General features: G+C 60.3%; 15 protein-coding genes. 7 read left to right on the forward strand and 8 right to left on the reverse strand.

Translation table 11 applies throughout. The annotated features are described in order from the left end of the window. Positions 1–70 precede the first annotated feature (70 nt). The gene (gene serB, locus BK670_RS01860; RefSeq protein WP_064388597.1) at positions 71–1,285 is read left to right on the forward strand and encodes a phosphoserine phosphatase SerB; all 1,215 of its coding nucleotides are present in this window, start codon (positions 71–73) and stop codon (positions 1,283–1,285) included. Between the two features lie 90 nt (positions 1,286–1,375). Here the strand turns inward: serB and BK670_RS01865 are convergent, their stop codons facing one another. Further along, complete coding sequence (locus BK670_RS01865; RefSeq protein WP_123448378.1) at positions 1,376–3,130, reverse strand: molecular chaperone; 1,755 nt, start codon at positions 3,128–3,130, stop codon at positions 1,376–1,378. Positions 3,131–3,350: 220 nt separating this feature from the next. Here BK670_RS01865 and BK670_RS01870 point away from each other — a divergent pair, with 220 nt between their 5' ends. Continuing rightward, positions 3,351–3,752 carry a lectin OAA family protein gene (locus BK670_RS01870; RefSeq protein ID WP_123448379.1) on the forward strand — a complete coding sequence of 134 codons (402 nt, stop codon included), beginning with the start codon at positions 3,351–3,353 and terminating at the stop codon, positions 3,750–3,752. Between the two features lie 69 nt (positions 3,753–3,821). Here BK670_RS01870 and asd read toward each other — a convergent pair whose 3' ends face one another. The 3 genes from asd to BK670_RS01885 are packed head-to-tail and all read right to left on the reverse strand — an operon-like array spanning position 3,822 to position 7,097. Beyond that, entirely contained in the window at positions 3,822–4,682 is an 861-nt protein-coding gene (gene asd, locus BK670_RS01875) for an archaetidylserine decarboxylase (RefSeq protein WP_123448380.1), read from the reverse strand. Positions 4,683–4,700: 18 nt separating this feature from the next. Then, a complete protein-coding gene (rhdA, locus tag BK670_RS01880) occupies positions 4,701–5,516 on the reverse strand; it encodes a thiosulfate sulfurtransferase (RefSeq protein ID WP_123448381.1) in 816 nt (271 codons plus the stop codon). Between the two features lie 42 nt (positions 5,517–5,558). Beyond that, positions 5,559–7,097: an HDOD domain-containing protein gene (locus BK670_RS01885; RefSeq protein WP_123448382.1), complete on the reverse strand. Its 1,539-nt coding sequence runs from the start codon at positions 7,095–7,097 to the stop codon at positions 5,559–5,561. A gap of 166 nt (positions 7,098–7,263) precedes the next feature. On the opposite strand from BK670_RS01885, the gene motA reads away from it, so the two are divergent. From motA to BK670_RS01900, 3 genes are all read left to right on the forward strand, one after another. Next, complete coding sequence (motA, locus tag BK670_RS01890) at positions 7,264–8,115, forward strand: flagellar motor stator protein MotA (protein WP_007915795.1); 852 nt, start codon at positions 7,264–7,266, stop codon at positions 8,113–8,115. A gap of 3 nt (positions 8,116–8,118) precedes the next feature. After that, positions 8,119–9,195 (forward strand): flagellar motor protein MotB, encoded by a 1,077-nt coding sequence (gene motB / locus BK670_RS01895; RefSeq protein ID WP_123448383.1) that lies wholly within the window; start codon positions 8,119–8,121, stop codon positions 9,193–9,195. Between the two features lie 90 nt (positions 9,196–9,285). After that, entirely contained in the window at positions 9,286–10,449 is a 1,164-nt protein-coding gene (locus BK670_RS01900; protein WP_123448384.1) for a sterol desaturase family protein, read from the forward strand. A 42-nt stretch (positions 10,450–10,491) separates the two neighbouring features. Here BK670_RS01900 and BK670_RS01905 read toward each other — a convergent pair whose 3' ends face one another. The 4 genes from BK670_RS01905 to rsgA all read right to left on the reverse strand — a co-directional run bounded on the left by BK670_RS01905 (position 10,492) and on the right by rsgA (position 13,590). Beyond that, the gene (locus BK670_RS01905) at positions 10,492–10,977 is read right to left on the reverse strand and encodes a toll/interleukin-1 receptor domain-containing protein (protein WP_123448385.1); all 486 of its coding nucleotides are present in this window, start codon (positions 10,975–10,977) and stop codon (positions 10,492–10,494) included. Beyond that, positions 10,977–11,936: a caspase family protein gene (locus BK670_RS01910; protein WP_123448386.1), complete on the reverse strand. Its 960-nt coding sequence runs from the start codon at positions 11,934–11,936 to the stop codon at positions 10,977–10,979. Before BK670_RS01910 ends, BK670_RS01905 begins: the two co-directional genes overlap by 1 nt. 2 nt (positions 11,937–11,938) lie before the next feature. Further along, positions 11,939–12,346, reverse strand: coding sequence for a TIR domain-containing protein (locus BK670_RS01915; protein WP_123448387.1), 408 nt, complete (start codon positions 12,344–12,346; stop codon positions 11,939–11,941). A 212-nt stretch (positions 12,347–12,558) separates the two neighbouring features. Then, positions 12,559–13,590, reverse strand: coding sequence for a small ribosomal subunit biogenesis GTPase RsgA (rsgA, locus tag BK670_RS01920; RefSeq protein ID WP_034151654.1), 1,032 nt, complete (start codon positions 13,588–13,590; stop codon positions 12,559–12,561). A gap of 107 nt (positions 13,591–13,697) precedes the next feature. Between rsgA and orn the strand changes: the two genes are divergently transcribed. Beyond that, on the forward strand, positions 13,698–14,240 hold the full coding sequence (gene orn, locus BK670_RS01925; RefSeq protein WP_053116764.1) for an oligoribonuclease: 543 nt from the start codon (positions 13,698–13,700) through the stop codon (positions 14,238–14,240). Positions 14,241–14,461: 221 nt separating this feature from the next. Next, positions 14,462–15,073 carry a trimeric intracellular cation channel family protein gene (locus BK670_RS01930; protein WP_123448388.1) on the forward strand — a complete coding sequence of 204 codons (612 nt, stop codon included), beginning with the start codon at positions 14,462–14,464 and terminating at the stop codon, positions 15,071–15,073. The last annotated feature ends 123 nt before the right edge of the window (positions 15,074–15,196 follow it).

Here is a 15,196-nt window from a genome sequence, read left to right on the forward strand (position 1 = left end):
GCGCTCGCGGTGCCCGATGGTCACTGAAAGTGGGTAGAATGCGGTTTTTTTCCAGTTGCGGGGGTGCGCGTTGCGCGAAATCGTCCTGATTAACATCACGGGAGTCGACCGTCCGGGTCTGACGGCAGCCATTACCGGCGTTCTGGCACAAGGTGGTGTGAACATTCTCGACATCGGTCAGGCGGTGATCCACGACACCCTGTCGTTTGGCATCCTGGTTGAAATCCCCGATTCCGAGCAGGGTAAATCCGTGCTCAAGGACATTCTGTTCAAGGGCTACGAGCTCGACCAGCAGGTGCGCTTCACCCCGGTGTCCGAAGAGGATTACCAGCAGTGGGTGGGCAATCAGGGCAAGAAACGCCACATCGTCACCTTGCTGACCCGCAAAGTCACCGCTGGCCAATTGCAGGCCGTCAGCTCGATCACCGCCAAATACGGCCTGAACATCGATCACATCGACCGTCTGTCGGGTCGCATGCCGCTGGACACTCCGGCCGACAAAGGCAAGGGGTGCATCGAGTTCTCCGTGCGTGGCGAAGCGGCTGATCCGCAGGCGCTGCGTGCCGAATTCCTCAGCGTTGCCCAAGAGCTGAACGTCGACATCGCCTTCCAGGAAGATTCGCTGTTCCGTCGCAACCGTCGTCTGGCGGTGTTCGACATGGACTCGACGCTGATCGAAGCCGAGGTCATCGACGAACTGGCCAAGGCTGCCGGCGTGGGCGAGCAGGTGTCGGCAATCACTGAACGCGCCATGGCCGGCGAGCTGGACTTCCGCGCCAGTTTCAAAGAGCGTCTGGCCTTGCTCAAAGGTCTGGATGTCAGCGTGCTGGACTCGATCGGCGCTTCGCTGCGTCTGACCGAAGGCGCCGAAACGCTGTTCGCCGAACTCAAGCGTCTGGGCTACAAGACTGCGATTCTGTCCGGCGGCTTCACCTATTTCGCCAAACAACTGCAGGCCAAGCTCGGCATCGACTATGTGTTCGCCAACGAGCTGGAAGTGGTCGACGGCAAGTGCACCGGCGTGGCAATCGAACCGATTGTCGATGCGCAGCGCAAGGCTGACTTGCTCAAAGAATTGGCACACAAGGAAGGTTTGCGTCTGGAGCAGACCATCGCGGTCGGCGACGGCGCGAATGACCTGCCGATGCTGGCGATTGCCGGTTTGGGCGTGGCGTTCCGTGCCAAGCCGCTGGTGAAACAGTCGGCGAAGCAGGCGATTTCGACGTTGGGGCTGGATGGCGTGCTGTATCTGCTGGGTTTCCGCGATCGCGACGGGCAGTTGTAATTAAAGATCAAAAGATCGCAGTCTTCAGCAGCTCCTACAGAGGGATATGCATTTCCCTGTAGGAGCTGCCGAAGGCTGCGATCTTTTGCTTTAAAGCGACTTCCACAACGAATCAAAATCCTCCTCGCTCCCGCCATTGCGCGCGGCCTCCAGCGAGCGATAGGCAAACTGATTGAAACTGTGCGTACTCGCCACCCGTCGATCCAGCCCGGCGCGGTGTTCTTCGCCCTGGGTATTGATCAACACTTTATTGCCTTCCTGAAACGGCAAGCGCGGCGCCAGCAGGGTCGCCGGCAAGTCGATCGCGCTGATCTCCGGCAGGAGTAATCCGCGCAGATACTGACTGTGATCGTCGCGCGAGCGCACCAGTTGCAGGCCGCAAGGCTGAGCATGGGGTGCCACCAGTTCAATGCCCATTTGCGTGCCGCCGCCGCGCACCTGGCGGATCCAGCGAATGACCGCGATGCTCCAGCCCAGACTGACACTGTCGTGGATGCCGAGCATTTCTCCGGCCTGCAATTCGGCGGGCACTTCATCTGGCCACGCGAGGCAGTATCCGCCGGGGCTGTGATTGATCACCGGCAGGGCGTAGGTCGGGTAATGCGGCGTACTGTCCGTGCCGCTTTCATCCTCGAGCAAATGGTCGTACTGGATTTCCTCGTAAGGCAAAAATTCATCAGATTTGCTCTGCGGTGCCGCGTCGAAGGCCTGGCTCCAACTGTCCTTTTCACCTTCAGCGACGCTACTGCGGAAATTTGCCGGGCGCGCTGCGGGATGCTTGAGCAATTCGCTGAAACTGCGCTCGCCGCCGAGGTAAAAGTGCAGGGCGCTCATACCCACGCATACAGTGAGATTGCCCTGGCCAACGGTACGTTGAAAGCTGCGCTCGGCGGCCTGCCCCCAAGTGGCGTGCAGGTGTTGCAGGGTATCGAGGCTCAGGCCGGCCGGCACGGGTAGCGGCGTTGATGTGTCTTGATGCTGCAAATGCGCTTCGATGGCGTTCACTAGCGGCTGTGGATCGAAGCCGAGCAATCCGGGCTGTTCTTCGCTGCGAAACATGTTGCGGTAGCGCGGGCCGGCATCGATGGCCGGGCTGATCGCAAACAGGCCTTCGCTCGTGCGAGCGGGATGCAATTTGAGCAGGGCGCTCCACGGTTCGAGTACTTCGGCCAAGCGGGCGATCTGGTTCTGCCGCAATTGATTGCAACGGGCGCTGCCCAGGAGCAGGGCGGCGATGTAAGTCTGTTCAAGACTGAGTTCGGTGGTGAGGCTGGCGAGATCATCATGCACCCGGCGTTGTTGCAGTTGCAGTTCGCAGGTGCTGCGATACAGCTGATGCAGTTCGAACCACACATGCTCCGGCGGCGCGCTATATAACTGCGTGGCACGCAGCAGTTGACCTTTGAGTGCATGGGCCGCCCGTTGCAGGGCCATACTGACCAATGCCGCGCGATCCTTGCTGTACTTCGGCGCAATCCGCAACACGATCTGTTTGTAGCCGATGGCCAGATGGCTTTGCAGCGCCTGGCACAGATTGCTGATCTTGCGCGAACGTTCGTCGAGCATGATCGCTTGATGCAGGAAATGCCGTTCCAGATGCTGGCAGACGAAATAGACCTCGGGGCGCAGCAGCTCCAGCAGGTTGAGGCGATTGTCACTGGGGGTGAGCAATTGATTGAGTTCGCCCAGGCCTTGATACAGCAGGCGAGCGGTTTCACCGATGTTGGCCTTGGGCAGGCCGGCGATCCAGCGCTTGAGGTCGCGCGGCGTTGCTTCGCAAAACGACAGGCGCGTTTGCGTCGGGGTCGGGGCGCGCAGGGAGGGTAGGGGGCGAGATTCACTCATGCCTTGACTGGCTCCGATGGCGAAAGAGGCGATGCCCGAAACTCTAGCAGTTGTGGTCTGTTTCGCTGGTTGGCGTCAGGCTTTTTGACCGCTGGTCTGCTGGCCGGATGCCATTCTCCAAGGCCTACTAGTCTCTCTGGCGTGCGATCGGAAACGCACGGTTGCACGGCCTGCCGTCAACCTCGGGCAGGTCTCCCGAAACTTCAAGGAGATGAGGTTCATGTCTAAATATGCAGTGGCAAATCAATGGGGTGGCAGTTCGGCGCCGTGGCATCCGGGTGGAACCTGGGTACTGGGCGGGCGGGACAACCAGAATGTCGTCGCTATCGAGATCCAGTCGCGCGATGACGGTAAAACGTTCACCGGCACCATGACCTATGCCGGGGAAGGTCCCATTGGCTTCAAAGCGCAACGCACCGGTCAGAACCAGTACAACGTCGAGAATCAGTGGGGTGGCGATGATGCCCCATGGCATCCGGGCGGCAAGTGGGTGATTGGCGGCCGGGACAACCAGAACGTTATCGCGTTGAGCGTCACGTCCAGTGACGGAGGGAAAAACCTCAGTGGCACCAATACCTATGCCAACGAAGGCCCGATCGGCTTCCGTGGGCAAATAGAGTAACGGCACCACCGAGTCGTATCCGCCCTTTCGCAGACGTGTGAAAGGGCGGATCAGTGGCTCACATCATGTTCAGGCTTTTGGCAGCGCCAGGCCTTGGCCCATCTGCACTGGCGAACCCGCCACCAACTCTTGCGCCCATTTCACTTGATCCGGCCCGAACAGCACGATTGCGGTCGAACCCAGCTTGAAGCGCCCCAGTTCCGCACCTTTTTCCAGATGGATCGGCGCACGCGCAGCTTCGTCGTAGCGGAAGGTTTTCAGTTCACGCTTGGGTGGGGTGACCAGACCGGCCCATACGGTTTCGATCGAAGCGACGATCATTGCGCCCACCAGTACCACAGCCATCGGCCCGCGCTCGGTGTCGAAGATGCACGCTACACGTTCGTTGCGGGCGAACAGTTCCGGAACATTTTCTGCGGTGGTCTGGTTGACCGAGAAGATCCGGCCCGGGATGTAGACCATTTCGCGCAGGGTGCCGGCCAGCGGCATGTGCACGCGGTGGTAGTCCTTCGGCGACAGGTAAATAGTGGCGAAGTCGCCGCCCATGAACGGTGCCGCGTTGGCTGCGTCACCGCCGAGCAGTTCCAGCACGCTGAAGCTGTGGCCCTTGGCCTGGAACACGCGACCGTGTTCGATCGGGCCGAGCTGGCTGACCGCACCGTCGGCCGGGCTGAGGATCGCGCCCGGGGTTTCGTCCAGCGGACGCGCGCCGTCTTTCAAGGCGCGGGTGAAGAAGGCGTTGAAGTGCTCGTAAGCGGTGAGGTCTTCGACCAGTGCTTGCGACATGTCGACCTGATAACGCTTGGCGAACCACTGCGTGAAGGCATTCTTGAACCAGCGCACGCGGCACTCGGCAACGCAGCCGGCCAGACGCGACAGCAGGTGATGAGGCAGCAGGTACTGGCTGAGGATAAACAGACGCTCTTTCATTAGTTGTCCTTAAAAACCTTAAATCTCGACAGGCGTGTCAGGGTGGTTGCCCCATTCGCCCCAGGAACCGGCGTAGCCCTTGACCCGCGGATAACCGAGGGACTTGGCCACCAGATAAGTGAAGCCCGACCGGTGATGGGTCTGGCAGTGAGTAATGATTTCTTTGTCCTTGGTAATCCCGAGGTCTTCGAGGATCTGCGGCATGTCACTGCGAATGCGCAGCTGACGTGCCTTGTCCATGCCCGCCGTCCATTCGAAGTTGACCGCGCCGGGGATGTGACCGGCCTTGGCGGCCAGTACTTTCTCGCCGGAGTATTCCAGTGGTCCGCGCGCATCCCAGATCGCCAGATCGGCAGCGCCGAGACGGCTTTGCAGGTATTCGCGGGTTGCCGTCGGCTCTTCGTGCAGGGTCAGCGCCACCGGGCCGCCGACCGCAGGCGGAACCTGGATCGACATCGGCATGCCGGCCGCCAGCCACGCCGGCAAACCGCCGTCGACGTAGTGGTATTTGTCGTGACCGATCACGTCGAGCAGCCAGATGAAACGCCCGGCCCAGCCGCCGCCTTCGTCGTCATACACGACGTAGACCGCGTCCTGGCGGTGGCCCAGTTCACCGAACAACGCTTCCAGATCGCCTTTGGCCGGCAGCAGGCCCGGCGCTGGCGGCTGGCCGAGCTGGGTGCGTTTCGGGTCGACAAAGCGTGCGCCGGGAAAGTGACCTTCGGCATAACGGGCAGGGCTGGTCAGGTCCACCAGAATCAGTTCAGGGGAATCGAGACGCGGGAGCAGGTCGCTCGCCTCGATGACGAGCGGCAAGCCAGAGAAGTCAGACATGTGAGGTCTCCAGAGCACAAAGGGGAGGATTGTAGCGCAGCCTCATCGGCCACGGCTGCTAAAGCTGTGCAGGGCTTTTTCGATGCACTGCGCGGTTTTGCCAAAGGCTTGCACGGTGATGTCGGCGAACGGCCCGCCGCCCTGATCGGCGACGACGATCATGATCACCCGACCGTTATTGACCAGCGAGCGCAGGAATAGATGCTCGCCGCGAAACAGCGTGCGCAGGCTCGCTGGCAGCAGGGCAGAGAATTGTGCGTTGTTCTCGGGATTGATCCGCACCTGCGCCTGTTGCGCGAGCAGCCGTTGCAGGACCTTGCTCTGGCTGACGACAAAATTCAGCGCCGCCGCTTCTTTCGGCAGCCCGGCGGTTTGATTCACGCGCAGATTGGACTGCGTGCGGTCGGCCATCAGGATCATCACCCGGCGCATGCCGCTGGCCACCAGCGCATCGCGAGCGGCGACGGTCAGGCTCATGGCATTGGTGAAACGGCTCGGCTCGGCCAACAGTTCGGCGCATTGCCGGCGCCATTGCGTCAGATCTTCCGAGGTTGGCGCAGCGGCGGGTAGCATGCCGGCCGGCAAACGATGGGTGCCCCACGGCCACAGCAGCGAAACCGCCGGGTGCCAGAGGTCGGGCATCGCATGATGGCGCGCACTGTTGGCGGCTTGCTGGTGCAACTGTTGTTGCACTTCATCCATGGAAATCTGCAGATAAAGGCTGGTCAGGTACTGCCAGCGTTCGCTGTGCCGACTGTCCCACGCTTGTTGCGCCGACAGTGCCAGGCCGTTGGCCAGCAGCACAGTGTTGGCCGGCTGGTTGAGCCAGCGGCGCAGGGTCGGATCGTCATCGAGACGGTTTTGCTGGCGCAGCGGATGTTCGCTGTCGCGGGCGATGCGCAGGACTTTGACCAGTTCACGCTGTTCGCTGAGCAGCAATTTATAGCCCTGCTGGACCCAGATCGGCAGGTGCCAGATTTGCACCAGCGCCTCGGCGATCTTCAGCAGGCGCACGCCAAACAGCTGCTTCTCGACCACCGGGGCCGACTCGCCCTTGTGGATAACCCGCAGTTCCCACTCTTCGAGCAACTCTGGATACGTCAGCGCCAAGGGCCAAAGCGGCGAGAGGAACAACAAGCTGCCCCAATGAATGTCCTGCCACAGCCGCGCCAGGCGACTGGCGAAAAAACCGTTGGCCTGTTGCGTCGCGTGCTGGCTGATCATCTGTAACTGGCGCAGGGCCTTGGGAATCTGCATCTGCGGTTCGGCAGGCAAGCGCGCGAGCAGTTCTTCGGTGCGGGCAAGGCCGAGGCGATTGATTGCCACCTCGAGATTTTCCGCCGGTGCGGCCATCGTGCCGTGGGTGTGACGATTTGCCTCACGGATGATGCTCAAGGCCAGCGCCGGGCTCTCCTGCATCAGGTCGGCGATGTCGCGCAACGAGCTGCGGTTGTCGCGGATCGCCCGGCAGACTTTGTCGTGAGCCTCTTGCGGCACGGGCAGCCGGACGCTGTCGAGCAGCTTGACCCAGCCGTCGAGCGTGGTCGGTTTTGCGTGTGGGACGTTCGTTTCATTAGCCATGTCTGGACGAGATCTTCACTGACTGTAGACGCGCCCGGCATGGGCTAAATTGGCTTTTCGCCTGAACTGGCTATAGTCTGGCGCAGTTTTGCCGATAAGTAGAAGAAGAGATTTTTTAACTTCCGAATATGACCTTGAACCCGACTTAAATAAGTACTTTCTACCTATGGCTAAAATTATCGGCATCATCGTCGTATTCGCGAGCGTGCTCGGCGGATACGTGCTCTCCCACGGCAAGATTGCCGCCCTGATCCAGCCTTTCGAGGTGTTGATCATCGGTGGTGCGGCACTGGGTGCATTCCTCCAGGCCAACCCCGGCTACATGACGATGCACGTGCTCAAGAAATCCCTGAGCATGTTCAGTTCGCGCTTCAGCCACACGTTCTATCTGGAAGTGCTCGGCCTGATCTACGAGATCCTCAACAAGAGCCGCCGCGAAGGCATGATGGCCATCGAAGGCGACATCGAAGATGCCGCCGCGAGCCCGATTTTCGCCAAGTACCCGGCAGTGCTCAAAGACGAACGCATGACCGCGTTTATCTGCGATTACCTGCGCATCATGTCCTCCGGCAACATGGCGCCGCACGAGCTGGAAGGCTTGTTCGACATGGAACTGTACAGCCTGAAAGAAGACCTCGAGCATCCATCCCATGCGGTGAACGGCATCGCCGACGCCATGCCCGGTTTCGGTATCGTCGCGGCGGTACTCGGTATCGTGGTGACCATGGCCTCGCTGGGTGAAGGCGATCAGAAGTCCATCGGTCTGCACGTCGGTGCGGCACTGGTCGGTACCTTCTTCGGTATTCTCGCGGCCTACGGTTTCTTCGGCCCGCTGGCGCACTCGCTGGCCCACGATGCCAAGGAAGAGCTGAACGTCTATGAAGCCATCAAGGCCTCGCTGGTAGCTTCGGCTTCCGGCATGCCGCCTTCGCTGGCGGTCGAGTTCGGTCGCAAGGTTTTGTACCCGGCGCACCGCCCAAGCTTCGCCGAGCTGGAACAAGCGGTTCGCGGTCGCTAAGTCATGGAAAATAATCAGCCGATTATCATCAAGCGCGTCAAGCGCATAGCCGGCGGGCATCACGGCGGGGCGTGGAAAATCGCCTTCGCCGACTTCGCCACGGCGATGATGGCGTTCTTCCTCGTGTTGTGGCTGCTGTCCACCGCGACGCCGGAGCAGAAGATCGCCATCGCCGGTTACTTCAAAGACCCGGTCGGCTTCTCCGAAAGCGGCACGCCGTACATCATCGACTTGGGCGGCACGCCGACCCTGGCGCCGGAAAACACCCTCAACCCCGAGGTGAAGTCGCAGCCGCAACCGGACAAGGTCACGGTCGACACCGAACAGGTTGAAGGCATGGCCGAGCAGGTCGAGAAAGAGCGCCTGGAACTGCTCCTGCAAGAATTGCAGAACAAGGTCGACGAGAACCCGCAACTGCAGAAGTTCAAGGATCAGATCCTCTTCGAGATCACCCCGAACGGCTTGCGCATCCAGATCATGGACGCCGAGAACCGACCGATGTTCGACTCGGGTTCCGCACGCCTGAAGCCTTACTTCGAAGACATCCTGCTGGCCATGGCCGACACCATCAAAGCGGTGCCGAACAAGATCAGCATCAGCGGCCACACCGATGCCAAGCCTTATATCGGTACCGGTGATTACGGTAACTGGGAGCTGTCGGCCAACCGTGCCAACGCTGCCCGGCGTGCCTTGGTTGCCGGTAGCTATCCGGATGCGCAAGTGGCGCGGGTAGTAGGGTATGCCTCGTCGGCGCTGTTCGATCGGGAAAACCCGTTCAACCCGGTCAACCGCCGCATCGATATTGTGGTGCTGACCAAGAAGGCCCAAGCGGCCATCGAAGGTGCGCAAGGTGCCGACGCGGCTAAGCCGGCGGATCAGAGTCAGAACGGCAATGCCCCGGCGACACCGGTTGATCCGAACGCGCTGCCGGCGGATCAACAACCCGTGCCTGCGCACGAGTTGCGCGAGCGCTTGAATCTGTTCGACGACGCCGCACCGAAACCGGCCGAGCCGGGGAGTGCGGCGCCTGCTCCCGCTGCTCCGCCAGCCACTGCACCGGCTCTCGCGCCCAAGCAGTGATTCACAAAAAGCCACGGTCACCGTGGCTTTTTTGTTTCTGCCTGCGTCGCAATGACCAGTCGCAGTTTTCGCAATCACGGAAGATCAGTTATGGAAAGACTCAAAGCCTATTTTCAGCGGCACGGCAACGCACCCTTCAAATTTGGCGAGGGGCGGGTCAGTGGCTATATTTCGGCGACACTCGGGCTGCTGAGCCTGCTGGCAGTGCTCTGCTTCCTCTTCCCCGAATGGCTGACCACCGCCGAACTGCGCAAGGTCTATGACGAGCAGTTCGCGCGCACCACGCTGTTGCTCGGTCTGGTGCTGTCGTTCAGCCTCGGCACCCTGAATATCCTGCTCAACAAGCGCAAACGTCTGGGGATTACCGGATTGGTGGCGTCGGGGCTGGCGGTGTTTCTCGGTGGTACCAATGTCCAGGTCAGCGCGATCGGGCAGACGCCGTACTCGCTCGGCCTGGACTGGTTCGTGCTGGCGTTGCTGGTGTCGGCCATCGTCTTCATTCCGCTGGAAAAGCTCTACTCCAAAGACCCTGAGCAGAACATTCTGCGCCCGCACTGGCGCACCGACCTGACGTACTTTTTTGTCAGCCACATGCTGGTGCAGTTCATCCTGATCTTCATCACCGCCTCCTCGAGTTACATCGCCGGCTGGGCGGTGTCGCCCGGCTTGCAGGCGAGTGTGCAAAGCCTGCCGCTCGTTGTGCAGTTTCTGCTGGCGATCCTGGTGGCCGATCTCGGTCAGTACTGGCTGCATCGGCTCTACCATGTAGTGCCATGGCTGTGGCGCATTCATGCGGTGCATCACTCCAGTACGCACATGGACTGGCTCGCCGGTTCCCGCGTGCATTTCATCGAAATCCTGCTGACCCGCACCGGCGTGCTGGTGCCGTTGATGTTGCTGGGTTTTGCCCCGCAGGCACTGAATGCCTATGTGATTCTGGTCGGCGTTCAAGCGGTCCTGGCCCACGCCAACGTGCGAATCAATGGCGGCTGGCTGAACTACCTGATCGTGCTGCCGCGCTATCACCATTGGCACCACGCTCGGCACAAGGACTACATCTACAAAAACTACGCGATCCACACGCCGCTGGTGGACATGCTCTTCGGTACGTTCAAGCTGCCACCGAAGGAATGGCCGGTGCGTTATGGCGTGTTTGGTAAGGAACTGCCGGGCGGGATTGTGCGTCAGCACCTGTATGCGTTTCGCAAGCCTGAGCCAAAGGTGCTTGTGCCAAAACCGCCGGCCAGCGTGTGAGGCAAAAAAAGCCGCGAGATGATCGCGGCTTTTTTACGTCTGTCAGAACCCGCGCCGAATCCGGTTCTTCAGTTGTTCGTGGAAAATCTCGGCATTTCGTTTGTAGGTGCCCTTAACGGATTCGCTTATCGATTCCAGCGACATCGAGCGTTTGTTCGACACCTCCTCTCGATACGCATCGATAAAGAAATCCAGATCACTGGCCGTGCTCAACTTTGGCCACTTATCCAGATACAACGGCAGTTCCGTCGGCCCGGTCTTGAACGAACAGATCCGCCGATTGCTGATCGTCGCCTCGCCAATTTCGAACGGCACCCACCACGATAACGCAGTCTTTTCCGAGACCACTGCCAGCAGGTGCGTGCATTCGGTGATGTTGCGGGTGATGACCCCGGTGATGTCGTCGGTGGTCTGCGATTCCGGGTCGAGCACGTCGAGGTAGGTTTTGATGTTGGCCTGGATCAGGCGGCTATTGATGGCGATAGCGTGGGCGCGATCCATGTGGCGGTAGCTGATGAATACGGGCATCAGAAGTGTCCTTTTAGGGCGAGTTCGCGGTAGTAGGCGCCGAGGGCGGTGAGGCGGCAGCCGGTGGAGTTGATGGCCGCGTAGTACATGTGTTCGGCGTCCACGGGCTCGATCAGGCTGTGGCGATTGCACATTTGCAGTTGCTTGAAGATGTCGCCGTGCTCGGGGTCGAACAGCGCTTCGGTGGGCTCGTAGCTGGGGTCGAGTCTGAAAACGAAGCTCGGCTCGGGGAACCAGTCCTTGAGTTTGCGCAGGGTTTCTTCGGCAATCAGCGGCGCGACCTCGCGTAGCGGCACAAACTGCGAGACATTGGTCTTGAACACCGGGCGCTGTTCCCAGGCTCCCAGCGCATTGTCGACAAACGAATAGACGCTACCGGGGGTGACCTTGCCGAGTACGTTGGCAGCGCCACCATGCAGCGCTTGCAGCAACAGATCCGTGAATACACCGTGACCGCGACTTTCCAGGGCGTACTGTTCTTTTTTGCAGGCGGTGAGAATGGTCACGCCTTCGCCGATCACACTGCTGCCACCGCGCAGGTTGCGCAGGGCACCTGCTGCGCCGGCCTGGCAGCAATCGAGAATGATGATTTTATTCTTGATGTGCGGGGCCTTGTCCGCCCATTCCAGAATGTCGCTGATGCGGATACCGTCTCCGCCAGGCTGATAGTCCTGGGGAATCAGTAGTCCTTCGTCGATGCTGGTGTCGAACTGCCCATGACCGGCGAAGTACAGCAGTGCCACGTCACAGTCGCCTGAGAACAGGCTCTGGATCTGCTGTTTCATGTGTTTGAGCGTTAGTTGTTCTTCGGCCGACGTCAGCACTTTGCTGCTGAAGTTCGGGCGCCCGCTGGCGTGACGCTCCAGTACCGAAGCCATGGCCATTGCGTCGTTGTTACAACCGCTCAGCGGCGAGACGTAGTCGTAGTGGTTGATGCCGATAAACAGTCCCTTGCGCATGGTTACACCGCCGTATGCAGGCGGATCGCGCTGACGATGCTGTTGGTGTTCCACGCGCACTCGGCGTGAGCGGCGTCGCTGACCACCGTGGCCGTGCGCTCGGCGCCGTGGGGGCGGATCGCGATGATGATCTTGCCCATCCGTTTAGCGATATCGATCTCTTTCTGAATCCATTTGCTGTAGGCCGAGTACATGCCCGCCATCACCAGTACGGCCGAGCAGGGGCGAATCTTGTTTTCGATGGCTTCTTCGAGCTCTTTATCGGTGCGGGCACCGACGATCGGATTCTGCGGTGGCACCGAGAAATTCTTGAACGTGAAGGTGGGGTGGTCGCTGAGCAGTCGAATCAGATTGTCGTGCGAACCGGAGTAGTTCCACGAATGGCTGATGAACAGGTGATAGGTCTGCATGGGTTTCCTCGAAGGTCGCGAAGGTGCGAAGGAGGACCCCAATCTAGGCATCTGGCGCGAGCCTACAAGGGCTGGGCGGTGAAAGAGAAATGTCCTGCAAACAGGCGTTTTCAGGTCTGTCAGAAAGGTCTGACGTTTAACGGGGGCGGGGATTTGTCAGGCGCGGTCCGACATCCGGCAGCCCTCGGGCGAGGTGCTGCCGGTGCAGATGTTTAGTAGCCGTTTTCCGGCAAACTGGCGATGATCGAGCGGTAGCTGTTCATCCGCTGCTGCTGCACGCGGCCATCCTCGAGTGCTTTGAGCAGCGCGCAACCCGGCTCGCGGTCGTGCTTGCAGTCGCGGAAGCGGCAGGTGCCGAGCAGGTCATCGAACTCGATGAAGCCGGCTTCGACGTCGGCGCGGCTGACGTGGCCCAGGCCGAATTCGCGAATACCCGGGGAGTCGATCAACTCGCCGCCACCGGGAAAGTGGAACAGGCGCGCGGTGGTCGTGGTGTGAGTGCCCTGGCCGGACAGCTCGGACAACGGCCCGACGCGGGTTTCAACTTCCGGCAGCAGGCTGTTGACCAGCGATGACTTGCCGACACCGGACTGGCCGACGAACACGCTGATGCGGCCGTCGAGTTGCTGCTGCAACTGCTCCATGCCGTTGCCGTGATGCGCCGAGACTTCCAGCACCGGATAACCCAACGTGCGGTACACCGCCAGCAGCGCATTGAGCGCCGGAGCGTTCTGCTCGTCGATCAGGTCGAATTTGTTCAGCAGCAGCAACGGACGGATGCCGGCGTGTTCGGCGGCGACCAGGTAGCGGTCGATCAGGTTGGCATGTGGTTCGGGCAACGGCGCGAAGACGATGACGATCATGTCGACGTTGGCCGCTACCGGTTTGAGCTGGCCACGGCTGTCCGGGCGGCACAGCTCTGTGGTACGCGGCAGTTGCGCGACGATCACCCCGATGCCCTGATTGCCGGCACGCCAGACGACTGTGTCGCCGGTTACCAGCGCGGGCAGGTTGGCGCGCAAGTGGCAGCGGAACACCTGGCCGGCCTGATCACCGTCAACAGCTTCGACCTCGACCTGCACACCGAAGTGGGCGATTACCAGGCCTGTTTGTTCCGGGCCAAGGTCGCCGCCCTCAAGGGCTTCGACCGCCGAGGACTCGCGTTTGGCGGCGCGTGCGGCGCGCTCGCCTTGAATCTTTTCGATGCGCCAGTTTTGACGACGATTGAGTTGGCGTTTGGCCATGGGTGTTCCGTCTGAAGAATGCAGCGATTAGGTAAAACGGCCGCGAGTTTAGCACGCCCCGGCACCGGCCTAGGCTAAACTGCGCAGCATTGCCTAGGAGCCCGAATATGCAAAACCCGCAGAATCTGATCTGGATCGACCTGGAAATGACCGGTCTGGACCCGGACAACGACGTCATCATCGAGATGGCCACTATCGTCACCGACAGTGACTTGAATACTCTGGCCGAAGGCCCGGTGATCGCTATCCACCACAGCGACGAAGTGCTCGCCCGCATGGACGAGTGGAACACCCGCACCCACGGCAACTCGGGCCTGACCCAGCGTGTGCGTGACAGCCGCATCAGCATGGCCGAAGCCGAAGCCGAAACCATCGCCTTCCTGGAGAAATGGGTGCCGAAGGGCAAGTCGCCGATCTGTGGTAACAGCATCTGCCAGGATCGTCGCTTCCTTTATACCCACATGAAAGCGCTGGAAAGCTACTTTCACTACCGCAACCTCGACGTGTCGACGCTCAAGGAACTGGCCGCACGCTGGGCCCCGGACGTGCGCGACAGTTTCAAGAAGGGCAGCACCCACCTGGCGCTGGACGACATCCGCGAATCGATCGCCGAGTTGCAGCACTACCGCAAGCACTTCATCAAGTTCTGATGGTTTTTTGTGGCGAGGAGCGTGTCGACTCGTCGCACCGTCCCGCTCGGCCGCGTAGCAGTCGTCAATCTGCGCATCCGCCATGCCTGAAAGAATGCAGGGGAGTGCTTCGCCCTCCAGCGGGAGCAGGCTCCCCCGCCACAAATGCAATGCGCCTTCGCCCCCTTCTGGTGCGGCACCGAAATGGCTAGACTGCGCGCCTTCCTGCCTGGATCGCCACTATGTTGCTGATGCTCTATCTGATCGCCATTACCGCTGAAGCCATGACCGGCGCGCTGTCTGCCGGACGTCGGGGCATGGACTGGTTCGGTGTCGTGTTGATCGCCTGTGTCACGGCATTAGGTGGCGGATCGGTACGCGACGTGTTGCTTGGGCACTACCCGCTGACCTGGGTCAAACATCCTGAATACTTGGTGCTGACCTCGGTCGCCGCGATGTTTACCGTGTTCACCGCCCGGTGGATGCGTCATCTGCGCTCGCTGTTTCTGGTGCTCGACGCTGTGGGTCTGGTGGCGTTCACTCTGATCGGCTGCATGACCGCGCTGGAAATGGGCCACGGCATGTTGGTGGCCTCTGTCAGTGGAGTGATTACCGGCGTGTTCGGTGGCATCCTGCGCGACATTTTCTGCAACGACATCCCGCTGATTTTCCGCCGAGAACTGTACGCCAGTGTGTCGTTTGCGGCAGCCTGGTGTTACATGTTGTGCCTGTATCTGAACTTGCCAGGAGAACAAGCGATACTCGTCACGCTGTTCGGTGGCTTCCTGCTGCGACTGTTGGCCATTCGTTTTCACTGGGAAATGCCCAAGTTCGTTTATAACGACGAACGTTGAGGGTTGAATGGTTATGCCTTCCTTGGTTTAAGTGTATGTATGTTTCTTACACTTTTCGCTTTGTCGGTATTTTGAGACGTATGTTATTTCTGGAGTCGACATCTTAAAGGGTGTTGATTTCTT

This window comes from Pseudomonas fluorescens (assembly GCF_003732425.1).
Taxonomy (GTDB): domain Bacteria; phylum Pseudomonadota; class Gammaproteobacteria; order Pseudomonadales; family Pseudomonadaceae; genus Aquipseudomonas; species Aquipseudomonas fluorescens_BE.